The organism is Sphingobacterium sp. WOUb80 (assembly GCF_050058145.1).
Lineage (GTDB): Bacteria > Bacteroidota > Bacteroidia > Sphingobacteriales > Sphingobacteriaceae > Sphingobacterium.
In genome coordinates this window covers 743,438-764,113 of the sequence record NZ_CP165617.1, presented here as the reverse complement: position 1 = coordinate 764,113, position 20,676 = coordinate 743,438, and the positions used below count along the sequence as shown (strand labels likewise).

17 protein-coding genes are annotated in these 20,676 nt (G+C 38.7%); 7 read left to right on the top strand and 10 right to left on the bottom strand.

Translation table 11 applies throughout. The features are described from left to right. Window positions 1-139 precede the first annotated feature (139 nt). From AB1Z56_RS02970 to AB1Z56_RS02950, 5 genes are all read right to left on the bottom strand, one after another. On the bottom strand, window positions 140-4,471 hold the full coding sequence (locus AB1Z56_RS02970; protein ID WP_426791034.1) for a two-component regulator propeller domain-containing protein: 4,332 nt from the start codon (window positions 4,469-4,471) through the stop codon (window positions 140-142). A gap of 310 nt (window positions 4,472-4,781) precedes the next feature. Next, window positions 4,782-5,831, bottom strand: coding sequence for a S41 family peptidase (locus AB1Z56_RS02965; protein WP_426791033.1), 1,050 nt, complete (start codon window positions 5,829-5,831; stop codon window positions 4,782-4,784). Between the two features lie 178 nt (window positions 5,832-6,009). Then, window positions 6,010-7,089 carry an acyl-CoA dehydrogenase gene (locus AB1Z56_RS02960; RefSeq protein ID WP_426791032.1) on the bottom strand — a complete coding sequence of 360 codons (1,080 nt, stop codon included), beginning with the start codon at window positions 7,087-7,089 and terminating at the stop codon, window positions 6,010-6,012. Further along, the gene (gene pnuC, locus AB1Z56_RS02955) at window positions 7,076-7,693 is read right to left on the bottom strand and encodes a nicotinamide riboside transporter PnuC (protein WP_313265954.1); all 618 of its coding nucleotides are present in this window, start codon (window positions 7,691-7,693) and stop codon (window positions 7,076-7,078) included. Before pnuC ends, AB1Z56_RS02960 begins: the two co-directional genes overlap by 14 nt. A 214-nt stretch (window positions 7,694-7,907) precedes the next feature. Next, the gene (locus AB1Z56_RS02950) at window positions 7,908-9,407 is read right to left on the bottom strand and encodes a malate:quinone oxidoreductase (protein WP_426791031.1); all 1,500 of its coding nucleotides are present in this window, start codon (window positions 9,405-9,407) and stop codon (window positions 7,908-7,910) included. A 507-nt stretch (window positions 9,408-9,914) separates the two neighbouring features. Between AB1Z56_RS02950 and fabG the strand changes: the two genes are divergently transcribed. Both fabG and AB1Z56_RS02940 read left to right on the top strand, forming a co-directional pair. Beyond that, window positions 9,915-10,658, top strand: coding sequence for a 3-oxoacyl-[acyl-carrier-protein] reductase (fabG, locus tag AB1Z56_RS02945; RefSeq protein WP_309361700.1), 744 nt, complete (start codon window positions 9,915-9,917; stop codon window positions 10,656-10,658). 215 nt (window positions 10,659-10,873) lie between these two features. Then, on the top strand, window positions 10,874-11,854 hold the full coding sequence (locus AB1Z56_RS02940) for an acyl transferase (protein WP_426791030.1): 981 nt from the start codon (window positions 10,874-10,876) through the stop codon (window positions 11,852-11,854). Between the two features lie 129 nt (window positions 11,855-11,983). Here the strand turns inward: AB1Z56_RS02940 and ypfJ are convergent, their stop codons facing one another. After that, a complete protein-coding gene (ypfJ, locus tag AB1Z56_RS02935) occupies window positions 11,984-12,853 on the bottom strand; it encodes a KPN_02809 family neutral zinc metallopeptidase (protein WP_426791029.1) in 870 nt (289 codons plus the stop codon). Window positions 12,854-13,133: 280 nt separating this feature from the next. Between ypfJ and AB1Z56_RS02930 the strand changes: the two genes are divergently transcribed. Continuing rightward, a complete protein-coding gene (locus AB1Z56_RS02930; protein ID WP_426791028.1) occupies window positions 13,134-13,715 on the top strand; it encodes a PhnA domain-containing protein in 582 nt (193 codons plus the stop codon). An 84-nt stretch (window positions 13,716-13,799) separates the two neighbouring features. Here the strand turns inward: AB1Z56_RS02930 and AB1Z56_RS02925 are convergent, their stop codons facing one another. Both AB1Z56_RS02925 and AB1Z56_RS02920 read right to left on the bottom strand, forming a co-directional pair. Continuing rightward, window positions 13,800-14,726, bottom strand: a complete 927-nt coding sequence (locus AB1Z56_RS02925; protein WP_309361708.1) for a polysaccharide deacetylase family protein — start codon at window positions 14,724-14,726, stop codon at window positions 13,800-13,802. 270 nt (window positions 14,727-14,996) lie between these two features. Continuing rightward, a complete protein-coding gene (locus AB1Z56_RS02920) occupies window positions 14,997-15,539 on the bottom strand; it encodes a hypothetical protein (protein ID WP_426791027.1) in 543 nt (180 codons plus the stop codon). A 211-nt stretch (window positions 15,540-15,750) separates the two neighbouring features. On the opposite strand from AB1Z56_RS02920, the gene AB1Z56_RS02915 reads away from it, so the two are divergent. Further along, on the top strand, window positions 15,751-16,326 hold the full coding sequence (locus tag AB1Z56_RS02915) for an NADPH-dependent FMN reductase (RefSeq protein WP_426791026.1): 576 nt from the start codon (window positions 15,751-15,753) through the stop codon (window positions 16,324-16,326). A 33-nt stretch (window positions 16,327-16,359) separates the two neighbouring features. Here the strand turns inward: AB1Z56_RS02915 and AB1Z56_RS02910 are convergent, their stop codons facing one another. After that, complete coding sequence (locus AB1Z56_RS02910; protein ID WP_426791025.1) at window positions 16,360-17,226, bottom strand: aminotransferase class IV; 867 nt, start codon at window positions 17,224-17,226, stop codon at window positions 16,360-16,362. Window positions 17,227-17,245: 19 nt separating this feature from the next. Continuing rightward, complete coding sequence (locus tag AB1Z56_RS02905) at window positions 17,246-18,292, bottom strand: RluA family pseudouridine synthase (RefSeq protein ID WP_309361716.1); 1,047 nt, start codon at window positions 18,290-18,292, stop codon at window positions 17,246-17,248. A gap of 18 nt (window positions 18,293-18,310) precedes the next feature. Here AB1Z56_RS02905 and AB1Z56_RS02900 point away from each other — a divergent pair, with 18 nt between their 5' ends. From AB1Z56_RS02900 to AB1Z56_RS02890, 3 genes are all read left to right on the top strand, one after another. Then, window positions 18,311-19,258, top strand: a complete 948-nt coding sequence (locus AB1Z56_RS02900) for a 1-aminocyclopropane-1-carboxylate deaminase/D-cysteine desulfhydrase (protein ID WP_426791024.1) — start codon at window positions 18,311-18,313, stop codon at window positions 19,256-19,258. A 188-nt stretch (window positions 19,259-19,446) separates the two neighbouring features. Beyond that, a complete protein-coding gene (locus AB1Z56_RS02895) occupies window positions 19,447-20,010 on the top strand; it encodes an NADPH-dependent FMN reductase (RefSeq protein ID WP_309361720.1) in 564 nt (187 codons plus the stop codon). Between the two features lie 78 nt (window positions 20,011-20,088). Next, the gene (locus tag AB1Z56_RS02890; protein WP_309361722.1) at window positions 20,089-20,667 is read left to right on the top strand and encodes a DJ-1/PfpI family protein; all 579 of its coding nucleotides are present in this window, start codon (window positions 20,089-20,091) and stop codon (window positions 20,665-20,667) included. Window positions 20,668-20,676 lie beyond the last annotated feature (9 nt).

Genomic DNA, 20,676 nt, shown 5'->3' with positions numbered 1-20,676 from the left:
TTAACATTAAGTTTGCAAGCCTTTCGCTAGCAATAATCAAAGCTAATGGAGCACAACAAATTAAAGGTTCAATAATTAACAAAAAAGGTTTAATTTTTACACACAGCTAATTACCAATGATTTATATTGAAAAATCATATTAAAAATCATTTTTTTTATTTCGCATGGCATACTCTTTTGGTGAGATCCCAAACATTTCCTTGAAACTTGTACTGAAATATTTGGGATTATTAAATCCTACGCGATAAGCCACATCGGATACGTTTTCCAAACCGGCATCAAAATATAATTTTGCCTTTTTCAGGCGCAACTCCCGAACAAATTCAACTGGAGCCATATTTGTCAGGCTCTTAAATTTTTTGTAAAAGGTATTACGAGCCAAATTCAGCTGTTCGGCAATCAAATCAATATTAAAGTCAGATTGATTCATATGCTGTTCCACCACCTCAACTACCGTATCCAAGAATTTCTTATCCCTGTCATCAATTTGAACTTCTGATACTTGAATTATAGGAGCATTCCGTTCAGTAACTTGTTCAAAATAGGATCTTCTTTTTTGAAGTAAACTATGAATAGCCGTTAACAGAAAAGCAGGTTCGAATGGTTTTGTGATATAATAATCAGCACCATAACTCAATCCTTCAATTTGCGTTTCAACAGCATGTTTAGCACTCAACAACACAAAAGGAATATGACAAACGCGCGCATCCCGCCGAACTTCTTTCAACATTTCAATGCCATCCATTTCTGGCATCATCAGATCGCTTAATATAAAATCAGGCATAATAGAGTGAATTTTTTCCAACCCTTCTTTACCATTTGTAGCTATTTCAACGCGATAATGAGCATCCAACTGCCCCTTTAAAAATATACGTAAATCCGCATTGTCTTCTACTAACAATAAAGTTTCATTTTTGCCTTTATGCAAAGATACTGGGCTATTCTTATCCGGAGCGGAACGCGGAAGGTCAAAAGAATTGAAGCTAAGGAATTTTTCGACATTTTGCGGCAGATTTGAGTTATTGTGAATTGGAATTTCAACGCTAACATGAAGCCCCTGACTTATCCTGTTTCTAGCATAAATATCTCCGCCGTGTAATAATGTAAATTCTTTTGAAAGCGCTAAACCTACTCCTGTACTTTTTCTTTTATGTGCTTTAGTATTATTTTCGGTATAAAATAGTTCAAAAATATAAGGCAGTGATACATTTGCAACCCCAGGCCCCTCGTCAATGATATGCATACACATTTTATCTTGATGTAGGTTTAACCGGGTTTCCACTGTACTTCCCTCTGGTGCATAATTTAGAGCATTTGACAACAAGTTGAAAAGGATTATCTCTATTTTCCCCTGATCCAACTGGACAATCAGTTCTTTAAATGCTGTGACAAATTTAAGGTTCACCTGTTTTGCCTCTGCAGATGCAGTAAAGGCGAATAACACATCAGATACCAATACCACTAGGTCGAATTGTGTAAGATGCAATTGATGCTTGTTTTCCTGTACCTTTCTCAAATCTAACAATTGATTGACAAAAAGCTCCATTCGCGTAGCATTCCGATGAATAATATCCATATACGCCTGCTTTTTTGTATCCGTTTCTTCACGCATCAATTTCTTGACTGGGCTTATGATAAGTGTCAATGGTGTTCGCAATTCATGAGAGATATTGGTAAAAAACTCCATTTTAAGTGCTCCAAGATGCTGTTCGAAGAGTACTTTCTGCTTTAAATGTATCATTTGCAGACTTATCTTAAAAACAGTACAAAAAATTCCTAGAATCAAAAGACCGTAGACTATATACGCCCAATTGGTCTTCCACCATGGTGGATTAATAATCAATTCAATCTTTCTGTAAGGTATTCCCCTATAAAGATCATCTTCACCCTTTATCTCGAGTGTATAATTGCCGGGATTTAAATTGGTATAGGTAATACGTGTAATCTGATTATTAAGATGCCAGTTGGTATCAATCTGCTTTATACGATATTGAAAATTGGGGTGCATGTAGCGAGGATCCGAAACTGTTACATCAAAGGATAGGTTATTTTGATTATAATTTAAAATAAGTCGATCTGTATATTGTACACCGACTTGTTGTCCTTTTTTATGAGGGTTAATTACAAACTCTTTATTATTAATCAAAAGCCCAGTCAGTAGAAGCTGGGGTTTGCTATTTTTCTGTTGAAAGGATTTGGTGTCCAAACAGAGCATACCCTTCGTTGTACCCCAATAAATCATCCCTTGCTGACTCTGAACCACCGTCTTTTCTGAAAATCGCATATTGCCAAAACCGTCGCTCGCATTAAAATTCACGAATCTCTTTTTTAGACGATCAAACTTGGACAGACCACCTTCTGTTGCTAACCAAAGGTTATGCTCTTCATCTAAGATACAGCTTAAAACATAATCATTAAAAAGCCCTTCTTTGGCAGTATAATGTTCAAATCGAAGTGCGCTAAAAGGGTTACCAATGCATTTTGTCAATCCACCTCCTGAGGTACATATCCACATTGCTCCATCCTGATCTTTGTACAGATATTGCACATCGTTATCTCCGATATGATCTCCCTTATAGTACACAAAGTAGAAATTATCCCCCTTTTTGATTGGATTGACAACCAGAACACCATACGTTGTTGCTACCCAAACCATCCCCTTTTCATCGAGGGTTAATTGTCGAACTCTGCCAAATGCATCCTTTCGCAATCCAGGCTTTTGCAAAGCTACCCGTTCGAATTTCGTTCTTCCATTGATTTCAGTGGCACGCAGTAACCCCGATCCATAAGTTCCTATCCAAATAGCCCCCTGCTTATCCTCCAACAAAGAATAAACTTGGTTGCTATTTAATTTTTTGTTTGTTGCACTAAATTGTTCGAGTCTGTAGGAGGTTCGCTCTCTATTTTGTGGCACGGCCTTTAATAAGCCATGTTTCTTCGTACCCATCCACATTATTCCCTTTTGGTCTTCCAATAGGCTATAGACAGACGAAAGTGCCTCGGTATCCACGCCGCTAAAAGAAACTGACGAAATTTTTCCTTGATCAAAAACTGATATGCGTCCAAATTTTTTACCAACCCAAAGTCTTCCCATCTTATCAAATAAAAGGCTACGAACTTCGGGATCCGATGCTTCTCCCTGTCCATTCTCAAAAGGTTGGAAGGATACCCCCTTGTTGTAAAAGACTATCCGTGCCATTCCCTCACCCTCTACGGCAAACCAAATTACGCCAGCAGAGTCATATAGGATATCATGGACAAAACGTGGAAAATCAATCTGCTGACCATTGATTGACTTAAAAGAAAAGCTGATCCGGCCATTCTGCTCATCAAAAAAACCAAATCCACCTCCGCGCATACTGATCCAGACTCTTTTCGATACATCCTCAAAACATTTAAAACTCACCGTTGAACTCTTTTTAAAGAAAGGAGAACTAAAATAGTTACTTTTAAAATTATCCAAATTCAGCATCACTACGCCACTGCCTTCTGGCTCAAGCCACAAACGTCGTTTACTATCTTCATAAATACCGGTAAGGCCAGTTCGAAAGCGATGGATTGTCCGTAATGTATGTTTCACGACATCAAATGCAATAAGTTCTCCTAAAGAAGTTGACAGAAAAAGCTGCTTTTGATCACGCGACATACGCATTTCATTGATTCGTCCTTTTGTTACCGTTAGCACCTGCAGCTTTTTCTTTTGTTTGTTATACAGCAAGAGGTTATTTTTTACAGTAGAAAAGTACATGAAGTCCGAGGACTCAGCAATCTTAAAGATTCCATTGGAGGTCAATTCAAAAGATTGAATAACATGTGGCTTATTCCCCTTTTTTGAAGTTAACTGAAGCAAATGAAGACCATCTTTTGTCCCAATCCATAACTGTCCTTCAGCATTCCTATGGAAAAAAGTCAATTGATTTGACGATAGATGATTATCTACAGCCTTATTGTCTGAGCTAAAGATTGAATAGTCAAAATTTTCACTTTTCGTATTTATACAAAATAAACCATCGTCTGTGCTGCCTACCCATATAGATTGTGCATCGATTGCTAAAATTTTGTTGAACTGTACTGATTTTTTTTGTGTACCTTCCACCTTTTCCGATATCGAAAAAAACTCCTCAGAAGCCTTGTCAAAACGATAAAGTTTCATATCATAGGTAAGAAACCAAATATCGTTTTTAATGCCATCAATCATCTGGATAACTCGACGACTTGCAACATCATACTTTTTGAGTTCTGTGGAATTATAGGTTTTGAAATGCTGACCATCGTAACGGTTAATTCCGTTCCATGTTCCAATCCAGATAAAACCATCCTTATCCTTCAATAGGCCTGTTAGATTACCATGAGAAAGGCCTTTTTCTCCGCCAAAACGATCCAATCTAAAGTTTTCTTGACCTAGAACAGTGGGTATATAAGCGAAAACTAACGCTAATAAAAATATCCACGACCTATTAAATTTTATCATAATGAAGATTAGGCTTATCCCTCACTTTTTGAAAATTTGGTTACTACCTAAAAGTAACTTTTTATTCACGTATTACTTTATATTTTCTACGCAAACGATCTCAAAAATACGATATGGAAGTATTGTCCAATCTAAGTATATATAGCAACCTAATAGTAATAAGACAAACACTCTGATATACCCGACGAAAAACTTTCTGATTTCATGAATGACAGTGTCAATTCTCGTCACCTATTCCAGAATCGAATTATTGATGGAACATAATTTACTCATCCCTACATTCATAAGATACCATCAACACAGAATCAGTCTACTTTTTCAGTTGCGTTATAGCAGCCTTAATTTTAGCATCATTCGCTAGGTTTTTAAAATTATCCCCGCCTATAACACGAAGATCAGGATACAAACTGTGAGGGTATGATTTAGCTTGATTATCCTTCAATATACCTTTAGAGTAACTTAGTATAGCATTCTCTTCAAATACTTTTGTCTCATTCATACTCAAATAGCCAGCAGTCTCTTCACCTATGACCATTGTATGAAGATTGGACTTAAGGGCTAATGCAGTCTGTTCACCGGCACTCCCTGTTAAGGCCCCTACAAGCACCACAACTTTTTTATTATCAAAATCGCAATGAGCGCGCGTTGTAACCATGGTATCTCTATCTTGATAAATAGTATTGCCTAACCGACTAAACTTCGTATTGGAACCATCGGCATATTGCATGGTAAATAAAGTTCCATCCTTTAACAAGGGGGTCAAAGCGCCCAAATGTATCCACAATGTCCCGCCCCTATTCAATCGTAAATCAATAATTAATCCCCCAAAACGGGGTTCTGATAATGAACATAAACTATCTTGTAACTGTTGGGCCATTTGCTTAATCCTTTGTGTCATTTTACTCTTATCAGAAAAAAAATCATTTTCCACTCGAGCTGATGGCATAGCTATATAACCGTACTGATCATCAATTACCGCTGTTCGAAAAGCATAGGATTCTTCGAGAGCATATTGATAAATACTAGGATCGATAGCTCTCTTGCTCTCAGTAAATTTACCTCGAATTACAGTATCATTATACTGAAAAAAAGCATGTTTGTCACCTAATTCTGTCAAAACTTTTTGTACTGCTGATAACAAAAAATCTGTTGGATTTCTTTTTTGGTCCAAGTCTGTATTAAGATACTGATCCATGTTGGACCAATTTATCTTATTCTTATAGATTGAATTATTTTTAAGCTCCTGAAAAATTGATTTTAAAAGTGCATGCCGCTGCTGTGCCATTAGCACCTGACAAAAAAGGCTAATGAATAATATCATAAATATACTTTTAATCAAGTATGAACTTTTCTTACGCATACAATTGGATGTTTAATGTAACAAGATAAGAAATCATTTTTTAATATATTCCAACCTGAAGCATTCGATTAATAACCTTGGGATGAAGATACCCAACGGCAGCAAAAGTTCCAACCCGATCTCGCGATCTACACATTCTTTTATAACAAAAAAGACTATCAAATGATAGTCTTTTTTGTTATAAACTCTTCTGCAGCAACTTATGCTGCGAAGCCGTAAAAATATTTCGGAAGATTATATTAATTTCATGATCAATGGCAGCTCCCGAAATCCCTGTATGCGGATAAAGGATGACAGTATTCGTTAAAATGGAAGCTACAAAATCTCTGCTTTTAGAGGCTATCTCCGCATAAATTGTAGCATTATCAATTCCATCGCGGAGGTTATCCCAAGAATGATAAGCCAAATTCATCACCTCGTCCTTTCGCATCATGTAATCCTGCTGAAAGTCATCGAGCAACCTAAACGCAGCTTTGCTTTCAGATTTTTCCCATTTGGATTGATTGCTTTTCAAAACAAATAGCTTCTCAATCAAATCCAAAAATCGCTTATACATCCCTGTAAAATTGACCAATAAGGTCAATTCCGCAAAAGGCATAAAAGGATATTGATACAGCAGCTCTTTACGCGTACTTTTTGCGGCATCAATCTCAAAAGACTGCCTCCCATCAACGACAATATCTTCCAGCGAAAAAGAATGCGAAGCCGTAGCCTCCAATCCAAATGTATCCCAATCGTAATGAACCAGTACATGGTCACGGTCGACAAAAAATGATTTTATAAGCGGTTCACCTTTTTCATCCAATACTGGATTTCCTGCCTCCATAATCTGTGCATTTAAAGTGAAATGAGTTAAATGGGGGGCTCCGGTAGCATATTTCCAAAAACCGCACAGCCGATAATGGTCCCCTTCATGCGTAGCTGTACCAGATGCCTGTCCGCTGCCACCGAAACAAACCCGATCTGCTTCAAAAACCTGATCCCCTACAACTGGATCAATAAAGCCGACAAATAGATTGGCTCCCGAACATAAAGTTACCGTCCAGGCTAATCCCCCATCCCAATAAGCCAAATCATCCAATAAATGGAGACCTTCGGGGAGCGTAAGTCCCAATCCGCCCAATTCAGGGGGAATCCAAATCTTAAACCATTTCCGACGATAAATCAACTCCAGTTGTCCATCTGACAACGTCTTCTGCTGAATTCCCTTTGCCTGATTATCTTTCAGAATGGCGATATCCTCGCTACTGAGTTGCATATCTTTCTTCACTTACTATTCTCCTCCAATTAAAATATCCACTAAATGCCATAACAAATAAAAACAAAGTCAAGCCCGAATAAAGAAATAATCCCTTATGGATCAGTAAAGGAATTGCCATCAGATTACTGATATTTAACAATATCCAATTTTCTATCTTCCGCTTTGCCAATAACCACATCCCTGCCCACGCTGTACAGGAAACTGCAGAATCCCAAAGCGGTACATCAGAATCCGTTAAGTGTACCAATCCGAAGTAAAACAACAGAAAACCGGTGGCACAGATTCCACCTACTATCCACCATTCTTTCGGCTCACAATGCGTTATGGGCGTAGCTACATCACGACTATATTTCCAATAGATCCAGCCATAAATGCTCATGATCAAGTAATATAGATGTAGCAATATTTCGGCATATAGTTTCGCATGGAATAATACGTATACAGAAATTAATATACCAATAATTCCAAAAATGTAATTGATCGACTTATTTTGTCGAGAAAACCAAACCTGTAAAACACCAAAGGATACCCCTAGCCATTCCGCGATGGTGGCCTGTTGAATCTGTTTTATAAAAGCTTCGAAAATTGTTTCAGAAGTCATCGCCTTGTTTATTATTTCGTGTCATTCATAATAAACCTATGGGAGAAAAACGGCTGTTTTTATTGAAATTAAATCCCTACGCCAGCATTACCTGGATCAGGTATATAAAAGCGATTGTACAAGGAGGTACAATCGCTTTTATTGGGTATAATCTCAGCCGAGAATGACCATGGTCATTCCAAGCACCCCATAAGTATATTTTCTGTTGAATTGATTATTCTATATCAATCAATTTCAACGCTTTGTGCGTACGCGTACGCGTTTCTTTACATAGTTGCGCATCATCGTTCAATGATTTCCCGTGTGAAGGAATCATTTCACGTAGTTTTTTACGGTATTCATCTGATTTCGCACGTTCAGGGAAACATCTCTTCAACAGACTGATCATGATAGCAACAGATGTCGAAGCTCCTGGAGATGCCCCCAATAAAGCTGCAATAGAGCCATCGGCACTAGAAACGACTTCTGTACCAAATTCCAGAATTCCACCTTTCTTCTCATCTTTCTTGATGACTTGAACACGTTGTCCTGCTTTCTCGATTACCCAATCCTCCAATTTAGCCGTAGGCATAAATTGTTTTAAAGACTCCAGTTTATCTTTTGGCGACTTCATGACTTCAGTAATAAGATACTTCGTCAAAGGTAAGTTGTCAAGTCCGGCTGATAACATCGGGCGGATATTGGACAATTTGATAGAAGCAGGTAAATCGAAGTAAGACCCCTGTTTTAAGAATTTAGTTGAGAAACCTGCATATGGTCCAAACAATAATGCTTGCTTGCCATCGATGTATCGGGTATCTAAATGGGGAACAGACATCGGCGGCGCGCCAACAGAAGCTTTACCGTATACTTTCGCATGATGTGTATTGATGATCTCTTCATTGACACATCTCAGCCACTGGCCTCCTACCGGAAAGCCACCATAACCTTTTGCTTCTGGAATACCCGATTTTTCTAACAACAACAAAGAGTGACCACCAGCTCCAATAAAAACAAATTTAGCTTTGATCTCTCGTTTTACGCCGGTGTTTAAATCTTTGACTTCCACTTCCCAACGACCATCTTCCTCACGTTCGATATCAACAACTTCGTGGTTTAAGGAAATAGAAATATTTTCTTTATGTTCAAGATTAGCGATCAAATCACGCGTCAAAGAACCAAAATTAACATCTGTGCCGAGATCCATTTTAGTCGCAGCGATTTTTTCGTCTGCAGCGCGCCCTTCCATCATTAATGGAATCCACGATTTCAGCAATGCAGGATCTTCAGTATATTCCATCCCCTTGAACAAGTTTTGAGTCGTCAATGTTTCCCATCTTGTCTTTAGGAATTTAGCATCTTTTTCACCAAAAACCGCACTCATGTGTGGAATACTACGGATAAAATTTTCAGGTTGGGCAATAATGCCTTTATCAACGAGGTAGGACCAAAATTGCTTTGACACTTCAAATTGCTCGGCAATTTTCACTGCTTTATCAATCTTTACAGAACCATCTTTCTGTTCCGGGGTATAATTTAACTCGCACAGGGCAGAGTGACCCGTGCCAGCATTATTCCAAGCGTCAGAACTTTCAGCAGCCACAACATCCAAACGCTCAAGAATTTCAATATTAACGTCTGGGCTTAATTCATTGATTAGAGTACCCAAAGTAGCACTCATAATACCGGCGCCGATTAGAACAACGTCAACTTCTTTATTTGATTTTTTGCTCATGTTTTTGTGATTGATGCAAATTTAATATAGTTTTTGGTAAACCCCCAAGTCTTTTGTCAAAAAACTGTACTTTTTAGAACCACTTATTCAAAAATACCATTGATTTATTAAAATAATCCTAAGTGAGCGATCGCTTACTGCCAAATCCAAAATTTGAATACTGAAAACAAGTGTCCACTCAAAAATAAACACTAGAGCAGCATACAATGTTTTGGTATTTTAAACCGTTATTTAGCGAAAGATTTTGTGTTATAATATAGTTTTAACATTTTTGCAAAACATCAATAGGCAATAGGGCACACTATAACGATGAAACTGTATGATTTATTCATAGCTAGGGTGTACCGAAAAAACAAAATTGTGGCATAACACGATAAACCACATGAATCGAATTCATATATCGTACTGAATTCCAGCGACCGAAGGCATATGAAAGACAGAAAACGCATCGAAGATGGTCATAAATGCCTTAGAAGTGAACAATTGACGAACAAATAACTTATACAGATGAAAATACTTGAAGGAAAAATTGCTTTAGTAACAGGAGCATCAAAAGGAATCGGAAGGAAAATTGCGGAAGTGTTTGCACAACATGGTGCTAACGTCGCTTTCACTTATCTTTCTTCTGTCGAAAAAGGGCAGGCTTTGGAACAGGAGCTTCAAGCTTTTGGCACCAAAGTGATTGGCTATCGTTCTGATGCTTCAAAATTCGAAGAAGCGGAACAATTAATTAACTCCATTGTTGCCGATTTTGGAGGATTAGATATCGTTGTAAATAATGCCGGTATCACAAAAGATGGCCTGTTGATGCGCATGACCGAAGAGAATTGGGATGATGTATTAAATGTCAACTTAAAATCTGTCTTTAACGTTACAAAGGCTGCTTCAAAAATTATGATGAAAAACCGTAAAGGTTCCTTTATCAATATGTCTTCAGTAGTGGGTGTGCAAGGAAATGCTGGTCAAGCAAATTATGCGGCATCAAAAGCTGGTATTATTGGGTTCACAAAATCCATTGCTAAAGAATTAGGTTCTCGTAATATCCGTGCGAACGTAGTAGCTCCAGGATTTATACGTACCGAAATGACCGATGTACTGGATCCAAAAGTTGTAGCGGGATGGGAAGCAGGAATTCCATTAAAACGTGCTGGAGAACCAGAAGATGTAGCCAACGCTTGTCTTTATTTAGCATCTGACTTGTCTGCATACGTAACTGGGCAAGTTCTACCTGTCGACGGTGGTATGTTGTAAACAATAAAATCCTGAGGTTAAATTCGTTAAATTTGACCTCAGGATTTCCCACATTCATATTTCCCTCCCTCCAATCTATTTCTCTTAAACACTGCTATAATGGACAAAGTTCGTAATATCATCCATCTTCGATAGGTGTCTGGTAAATGGAATCTATAAGTCGTCCCTATATTTCCAAATTTTAGTTAATTTTGTTCATCAAATTTTTAAATGCTATGACGAATTGGAAGGATTTTTTTGAGATTAAAACCGAAGTTGATTTTAATCAGCATTGTTTAGATACCTACCGATTCCAAAGCCAGCATTGTAAGGTTTATCGTGACTACGTCAGGTTATTGGGAAGAGAAAAAGACAGTATTCAACATTATACTGATATTCCCTTCATGCCCATCGAATTTTTTAAGACCCAACAGGTTATTGCTGAAGGAATGGAAGCTGAAATCGTATTCTCGAGTTCGGGTACAACGGGTATGGTCACATCAAAACATCTGGTCGCCGACAGGAGTATATATGAGCAAACTTTTCGTAAGATTTTTGAAAGTTTCTATGGCCCGCTAGGCGACATTGCCGTCCTGGCATTGCTCCCATCCTATCTCGAAAGAAGTGGTTCATCTTTAATCTATATGATTGATGATCTCATGAAGCAAAGTGAGCAACCTGAAAGCAATTATTTTCTCTATAATCACCAAGAGCTTTACGATACACTTGTTAAGCTCAAAAATAAAGGGACAAAGACCATCCTCTTTGGCGTAACGTATGCCCTACTCGACTTCATTGAACAATATGCCTTTGAATTTCCTGAACTGATCATTATGGAAACCGGCGGAATGAAAGGCAAGCGAAAAGAAATGGTCAAACAAGAAATTCATCAGCTTCTTGAAGAAGCCTTTTCTGTACATGGAATCCATTCTGAATATGGCATGACAGAACTGCTCTCACAGGGCTATTCTTCAGGTCAGGGAATATTCCATCTCCCAAAATGGATGAAAATCTTAATTCGGGATACCAATGATCCATTAAGCCTGATTCCGTTGAATAAAACTGGTGGTATCAACGTAATCGACCTCGCCAATCGCTACTCCTGTTCATTTATAGCCACACAGGATTTAGGTAAAATATATGAGGATGGATCTTTTGAAATATTGGGACGCTTTGACCAAAGTGATATTCGTGGTTGTAATCTGTTGGTTCAGTAATGATCTGATATGACCAGCGCGGCATTTGCCAAACGGCTTGGTTCCCTCAAGGCAAATTGCGTATACCACAATAAAAAAACACCCGGACATGCTGCACGGCCAGGTGTTTTTTTATTCGAATTACGATCCCTATTTCAGACTCGGATCTTCAAAGGTATTTCCCGAACGCATATCCCCTGACTCATAGCCCTTCTTAAACCATGCCATACGCTGAGCAGAAGTACCATGTGTAAATGATTCGGGAACCGCGTATCCCTGAGCTTCGGTCTGCAATTTGTCATCACCGACAGCTTCGGCAGCCTTCATCCCATCTAGAATATCATTGTAATCAATTTTTATATCCGTGAACTCGTTGAGGTAATGCGCCCATACGCCGGCATAAAAATCAGCTTGCAGTTCAGTCATAACGGAGATTTTATTGTTCTCTCGTTCGCTGAGCTTTCCTCGGGCCTGATTGGTGTTCGGTAATAAACCTACCAATTGCTGAATATGGTGCCCGACCTCATGCGCGATAACATAAGCCATGGCGAACTCCCCTTTTGCTCCAAATTTATCCGACAATTCTTTACTAAAACTCAAATCCAAGTAAATCTTCTGATCCCCCGGACAATAGAAAGGTCCGTAAGAAGCCTGCCCCATACCACAACCATCGGTCTGCGTACCGCCATCGTAAAAAACCAGAGTCGTTGGCGTATAATTCTTTTGCATCTGTTCTTTAAACAACTTGGCCCACACATCCTCCGTGCTCTGGAGCACGGTCAGCGAAAATTCGGTAAGCCTTTTTTCATCAGGATTTAACTCACGAGGTTGTCCGGATTGTTCGGTTTGCGCCCCCATGTTCTGGGCTTGCTGTAAAAGTTGCATGGGATCTCCCCCCATCAAAAATCCAATCACCAAAACAATAATTCCACCAATTCCTCCTAAAGCAATTTTTCCTCCCCCCGACATTCCACGACGGTCCTCAAAATTACCACTTTGCTTGCCTCCTTGCCATTTCATAGTATTCCTATATTACAGTTAATAATCTTTTCTAATGTTGGTTAAACACAAATTCGGTACCAATGTTCTACATGGAGTAAATTTATTTGAAGAAAAAATTTACTCCACTTTACCTCATAGCGAGCATCATATAAATAAATTTACCAGCAAACAAATGAAAGCCATAAGCAAAAACAATGCTTTATAAGAGTAAAAACAGGAATTATTTCCCTAAGTCGTGATATTCGTCATTGTACATCAAAGCAAATTTGGCTAAGTTTGGGCTTTCAAAAAAACTGACATGAAATTAGAAGAACAATTACAAGCGAGAGCTGGCGGAAAATGTGAGCTGACAGGCGAAGATGCCACTTTAATTGCCTACACATTACCCCCGGAAATAATATCAAATTTGGACAATACTTTACTGATTTCAGAAACATTGGTCAATCAGCTCAACAAAACGGAACAATTAAATCCAGACGACTGGAAATTCCTTCCAAATGCGATGTGGTCCGAAAACCCATCGGTGCAAATTGTATGCTGGCGTATGTTAAACCGATTAAAAAATGAAGGGTGGGCGTCTGAAGCACTGGATATCCTCTATCTCGACGATGAAACACTATCGGAAGCTAAGAAAACTGGAGATCATGAAAATGATGGCTATGTTTCTTTTCATGAAGATAGCATCGGGCAACGACTGTTGGAGGGTGATACTGTTGTTCTGACAAAAACACTTGACGTGAAAGGATCTTCTTTAAAAGCGACTTTAGGAACCGTAGTTAAGAATATTCGACTAGTAGCAGACAATATCGAACAAATTGAAGGAAAGATTGAGGGTCAAACAATCGTGATACTGACCAAATATCTTCGTAAACAAAATTAAAATAGACTTTTCGTCTAAATAATTAAGGCTTAAACTGGGATTCATTCCTGTTTAAGCCTTAATTATTTAGAGAGATAGCTGTCACTATTGCGGATAATTCCGTACAAATTCAAAACGATAGTTTGGATGTTGTTTGAGACTATCGATCAAATCCGATAATAGCCGCTGTCCTTTTTTCGTTTGATACATATTGTCATGTGTTAATAGCACAACATTGTTTTTCGTATAAGAGGTACCTTTACGGAGCAAATTCTTCATTTGGGTATACAATTGATTCACCGATAGGTCCGGTTTCCCTGTAACACCATTTATCTTCCACTCACAGTCCCAACCAATTACTTTATAACCATTCTGGTGTAGTAACTCGGCTGTCGAAGCCCCACTTTTCAAATCAACCTTTTTACGGTCTCCGATATACCAGATATTTCGTCCCGGCAACCGAACTATTTTATGTGTTAATCCCAGCGATTGCTCAGCAAGTTCAAAATCTTCAAAAGCCGTCTGCGGATTCGAATAGAAAGTACTGTATTTATTGTGCGCATGCCAGTAACTGTGGTTGTAACAATCCACTAAAGGATTATTCTTATAACGTTCTGTAAAACTGTGTAATTTTTTACTCATTTTATCATGATTGCCAATCAGAAAAGCATTAATTTTAATGCCTTTCGCTGTCGCAATGGAATCAAGGTGCTGGCTTCCATTCAGTGGACCATCGTCAAAAGTGAGATAAATATAACGTGGAGAAACAGTATCAGTCAACAATACCGTCGTATCTTTAGCCCCTTTGTAGTCCACATTTTCTTCCATTTTTGTAATGGTGTCTTTACGGAGGGAATCTACTTTACTTATCGAATCTTGCACAGCAAGCAAACTATCTTTTTTGGGCGGCATAGAGTCAACAGCTCCCACATTTTGCACCTTATTTGTCCCACTTTGATTGCAGGAGTAAAATCCCATAATAGATATACTTAACCCTCCCCATACAACAACCGAATTAACCACTTTTCTCATCACAAAAATTAACTTACACATTACAATTATTTCCCAAAGACTCAAATTCATCTAAAATAAACTGATCTCAGTCACTTGTAGCGCAAAATTAATATATTTTTCATTAATCAAGCTGTAATGTTATTTAATTTATTGTGCATGCACACTAAAAGTTTCATGATTCCGAAAGCACCCGAAGCTACGAATGCAAACAGCGTGTTATTTCTGGTCAAAAAAAAGGAACCTATATGTATATAGATTCCTTTTTTATCATGTTATTCAACTACTCGATTAATCTCTATGTCTTCCTCCGTGACCGTTACCACGCCCATGTCCGTTTCCATGCCCATGGTTATTGCCACGTCCATGTCCATTTCCTCTATCGTATCGACGGCTTTCTCCCCATGAATGTTCGCGCCTTACACTACGTTCGCTAGCAAATGAATACCCACTGCCACCGTGGTGGTTGTCACGGATAGATACTTGTCTTCCACGGTAGCCGCCATAACGGCTTCTATACCGATCGTGGTGATGCCAAGGTGTGCGATCGTTGATAACCACTTTATGAGCACGATAAAAATCGTAATGTCTGTATCTTCTTGGCAAACTTGCCCTTCTTATCCAGCCGCCATTATCATAATAAACGTAACATCTCGCGGGTACATCGTAATACATATTATATTCTGGAATATAATAATAGCGCGCGTAATCATAACCAGCTGGCCCCCAGCTAGGCTGACTCCCAATATTGACACTAATACTGACTTGCGCTTGTGCAGCTCCCGCAGTAAAAAGGCCTGCAATAATCGCAGCCGCGTAAAACAATTTTTTCATAAGTAGCTCCTCCCTCTAGTTTGTAATTTCTTCTTTACAATACGACAACAAACAGTGTGCAAAAGATTAATGTTCAAATGTTAATTTTTGTTAACACAGCAATAAGAATCTCATTTTAAACAGGTTAAATACGATATGATTGATAAAAAACCGCAAACTTTTTAATAGGATCAGTTGTTCAGATCATACAGACTTTAATAAACTAATTACCATGAGTATATATAACGTAGGAATATTGGTTGGTAGCTTACGAAAGGAATCTTACAACAAAAAAATTGCGCAGTTTATTCTTGAGCAAGAGGAATCTAAGTTTGGCTATCGCATAATCGATATCAGCGAGCTTCCCCTATATAATCAGGATTTTGACGATGTAGGAAATCCTCCTCCGAGCTATGTGCGATTTCGGAAAGAGGTCGCTTCTCTGGATGCTGTACTTTTTATTACTGCAGAGTATAATCGTTCTATTCCTGCAGTTTTAAAAAATGCGATTGACGTGGGTTCAAGACCCTATGGAAAAAATAAATGGGATGGCAAACCTGGCGCAATAATTTCTTCATCAACGGGAGTTTACGGTGGCTTTGGCGCCAACCACCATTTACGTCAATCACTGGTCTTCGTCAATATCTTAACGATGCAGCAACCCGAAGCTTATCTGGGCAGTATAACAACATGTATTGGACCCAGTGGGACAATTGAATCACAAAAAACCAAAGATTTTCTACGCAGCTTTAAAAATGCCTTTGAGCAATGGGCTGAGCGAATTATACATACAAAAGGACAGGATTAAATCCTGCCCTTTTGTATGTATAATCAAATTATTCTAGTCCTGTTCATCACTGACGTCATAGTTCCAATGTTGTAATTTTTCCTGCAAAATCCGCGAGATCTTATTGAAATAACGCTTTTGCTTATAGCCCATTACCCATTGTACGCCCTGTACAGCATTGGTACAGAAAATCTCATCCGCCCGTTTCATGATTTCGGGGCTTATCTGTGCCTCAACCACCTCTATACCTTCATCCTGTGCCATGTCCATGACTACCCGGCGCATTACTCCTTCAATACATCCTTCGGATAACGCTGGTGTATAAAGTACCTTTTCATAATAGACAAAGATATTTGAAATCAAGGATTCACATAGATAACCTTCCTGATTTAGAATCAATACATCATCAAAAGCCATTTTCTTTTTATAGATGCCAGCCAAAACATAAATCTGCGCATTTAAAGATTTAATCTTTGAAAGATCGCTATACGGTTTTTTGAATTCATTGTACAGCCCTACAATCAAACCAACCTTTTTATCGCGAAGATTAGGTTCTATGCGCTGCACCTGCAAAACAAAACCAGGTTTATTACTCGTCGGACTATACAATCCACCACCAGATCTAAATACGATCAATCGGATGCGAACCTGTTGCCCCAACATATTATTTTTGCGAATTAATTCTTCGGATCTTGAACGAATAAAAAACTCATCGAAAAGATTGGCGTCATCCAAATGAATCAACTCCATACCTTTCTGTAAACGCTCAACATGAAAATTTAGAAAACGGATATCACCATCCTTATACAGCATCGTTTCGAATAATCCGTCCCCATAACGAAAACCTCTATTCTCAATGCTAAATATTTCCTGATCTTCCGGCACTACATTGCCATTGAAATTGATATAGTTTATTGGCATCTTAATTTTGTTCTAAATTTTAATCATTTTCTATAGCCATTGAATTTGCAGCATAAGCACGCCACTTTTCTAAAGCTAAACGAAAATCTTCTGGAAATGGTACCTCAAAATACATATTTTCTTTTGTAGAAGGATGGATAAATCCCAATACCTGCGCATGAAGTGCTTGTCGCGGCAGTAATGAAAAACAGTTATCCACAAACTGCTTGTACTTTGAAAACACGGTACCTTTTAAAATCTTATCTCCACCATACATTGCATCATTAAATAGCGGATGACCAATAGATTGCATATGCGTACGAATTTGGTGTGTACGCCCTGTTTCTAACTGACATTCTATTAAAGTAACATAGCCCAGTCGCTCCAAAACTCTGTAATGTGTCACTGACCAACGCCCTTTGTCTTCACCATCATACATGGCCATGATGCGTCTGTCTTTTAGATGACGTCCAATATAACCTGTAATTGTTCCGTCCTCTTTTAAATCACCCCAAACTAATGCAATATACTTACGGGTAATACTGTGATCAAAAAACTGTTTTGCCAAAAAGGCCATTGATTTTTCATTTTTAGCAATAACCAATAGTCCGGAAGTGTCTTTATCGATTCGATGTACTAAACCCGGGCGATCGGAGTTTCCTGGAAGCTGTGGCAACTGCTGTATATGATACGTCAATGCATTTACCAAGGTTCCCGTATAATTATTATATCCTGGATGCACGACCATGCCCGCCTCTTTATTCACAATCAGCACGTCGTCATCCTCGTATTTGATATCCAATGGAATGTTTTCTGGATAAACTTCATTATCCCGTGGTGGATCAGGTAGCACCAATGTAATCACATCATCAGGTCTAACCTTATAGCTCGCCTTGATCTCCTTACCGTTAACCATGACAGAACCTGCTTCAATAGCATGCTGAATTTTGCTCCGTGTCGCATTTTCAACTCTGTTCATCAGGTATTTGTCAATGCGGAGTAATGCTTGTCCCTTATCCACCTCAATACGTAGATGCTCAAATAATTCTTGTTCTTCCTGATCTTGCGATCCAATTTGTTCTGTCATGCTACAAAAATAAACCAAATGAAACAATTTTCGTTAAATTTGTTTTCATTTAATGTTATGTTGTCCTTCAAAATCCATAGCCCCGAAACTGAATTGTGCCTCCCAGCCTGGGAGAAGAAGCATATTAAAGTAACGCTTAAGCGCGATGACCTCATACATCCCTTTATTTCAGGCAATAAATGGCGAAAATTAAAGTATAATCTGGAAGAAGCCCTGCAGCTTCAGAAAAATCATCTTGTTACATTTGGTGGAGCATGGAGCAACCATCTTTTAGCTACCGCTTGCGCCGGAGCTACCTTTAAGTTTAAAACAACCGCTTTTGTTCGAGGTGAAGAAGGGGTTAACAACCCTGTTTTAGCAATGTGCCGCCTTTTTGGGATGCAGCTCATTTACGTCGACCGCGAATCTTACCGAGATAAAGAAAATTTATACAACACCTATTTTGATCAGGATCCAACGACGTTCTATATACACGAGGGTGGTTACGGCATGCTGGGAGCAAAAGGTTGCTCCGAACTCGTTGATGAACTCCAACATGAATACCAGCATATTTTTACCGCCTGCGGCACAGGAACAACGTTAGCTGGAATAGCCAATGCGATAGAAAAACGAGACCTATTTACCCGCGTACACGGCATACCTGTTTTAAAAAATGGAGGCTTTATTCAGGAGGAAGTCGATCAAATTTACCCCAACATCACCCCTCCTATTTTACATCTTGATTATCATTTTGGTGGTTATGCAAAATCCAATAACGACTTGCTCGCCTTTGTTCAGCATTTTATAGCTGCTACAGGAATCATGATCGAGCCCACCTATACCGGCAAATTACTTTATGCTGTAGATGATCTGATCAAAAAGGACTACTTTACCCCCGCGGATCAGGTACTCGTTATTCATACTGGCGGACTTACAGGCCTGCTTGGTATGTACGAACGTTTCAATTTTATTGATCTACATCAATAAATACGCTAGGACGCCGTACAGAGACATTTGATTGACATTTATTCAGCAATTATATCGTAAGTTTGACCAGATTTTAAAATAAAACATAGCGAAAACATGCGAAAATCATGATTTTCTAAAGGTAACAAGGAGGTCAGTATTGGGCAGTTTTGCCCCTATTCAACACCTCATAAATTAATGATATAAAGATGAAAATATTAGCATTTGCAGGAACAAGCAACAAAAACTCAATCAACAAAACGTTCGTCACAAGTACTTCCAAATACTACAAAGAAGCAGACGATATCATCGAATTGCTAGACTTAAACCATTTTGAAATGCCTATCTATTCTTACGACAAAGAAGTCGAGTTGGGCATTCCACAGTTGGCACATGACTTTGCTGCTAAAATGGATGCAGCAGATTTCCTTTTGATTTCTTTGGCCGAACACAATGGGTCATATACTACAGCTTACAAAAATATTGTTGACTGGGTCTCACGTATTCCTAACCGTAAATTATTCAATGGCAAACCTGTTTTCTTATTGGCTACTGCTCCTGGTCCAATGGGAGGTGCCACGGTATTGAACACCGCAGTAAACCGAATCACTTGGGATGGTGCCGACATATTAGACTCCTTCTCTCTTCCTGAATTCCACAAAAACTTTGAAGAAGGTAAAGGTATTGTCGATCCCACTTTAAGAAGCCAATTAGAAGCTAAAGTACGCAAAACAAAACGTGCACTTGCTGAAAAATTATCCGTACAAGGTTAACAAAAGATTAACAAATAATCATTGTGAATACCTCTTTTAATATGTAAATTGAAAACCTATTAAAAGAGGTTTTTTGATATGGCAAAAAAAATATTACTACTTGTAGGAGACTTTGTAGAAGATTACGAAGCAATGGTTCCATTTCAAGCAATGGGTTCAATAGGATTAACAGTAGATGCAATTGCTCCGGACCGCAAAAGCGGAGATGTAGTCCCCACAGCAGTGCATGATTTCACTGGTGACCAGACTTATAAAGAACTGCGCGGACACAATTTCGCAATCAATAAAGATTTCGACCAGGTCAATGTCGAAGATTATGATGGTTTATATATTGCGGGAGGACGATCGGCAGAATATATTCGACTCAACAAACGTGTTTTGGAGATTACGAAGCACTTCTTTGAGCAAAACAAACCTGTCGCGGCAATATGCCATGGTATCCAAGTATTGACAGCTGCAAAGGTACTCGCAGGTCGGACATTGACAGCCTATGTTGCTGTAGGTCCCGACATCGAACTAGCGGGCGGCACATGGAAAAATATCCCTGCGGATCAAGCTGTCGTAGACGGCAATTTGGTTACCTCTCCTGCTTGGCCAGGACACCAAGCAATTTTAAAAGAGTTTTACAAATTATTAGGTATAACAATTACAATTTAAATATTTTTA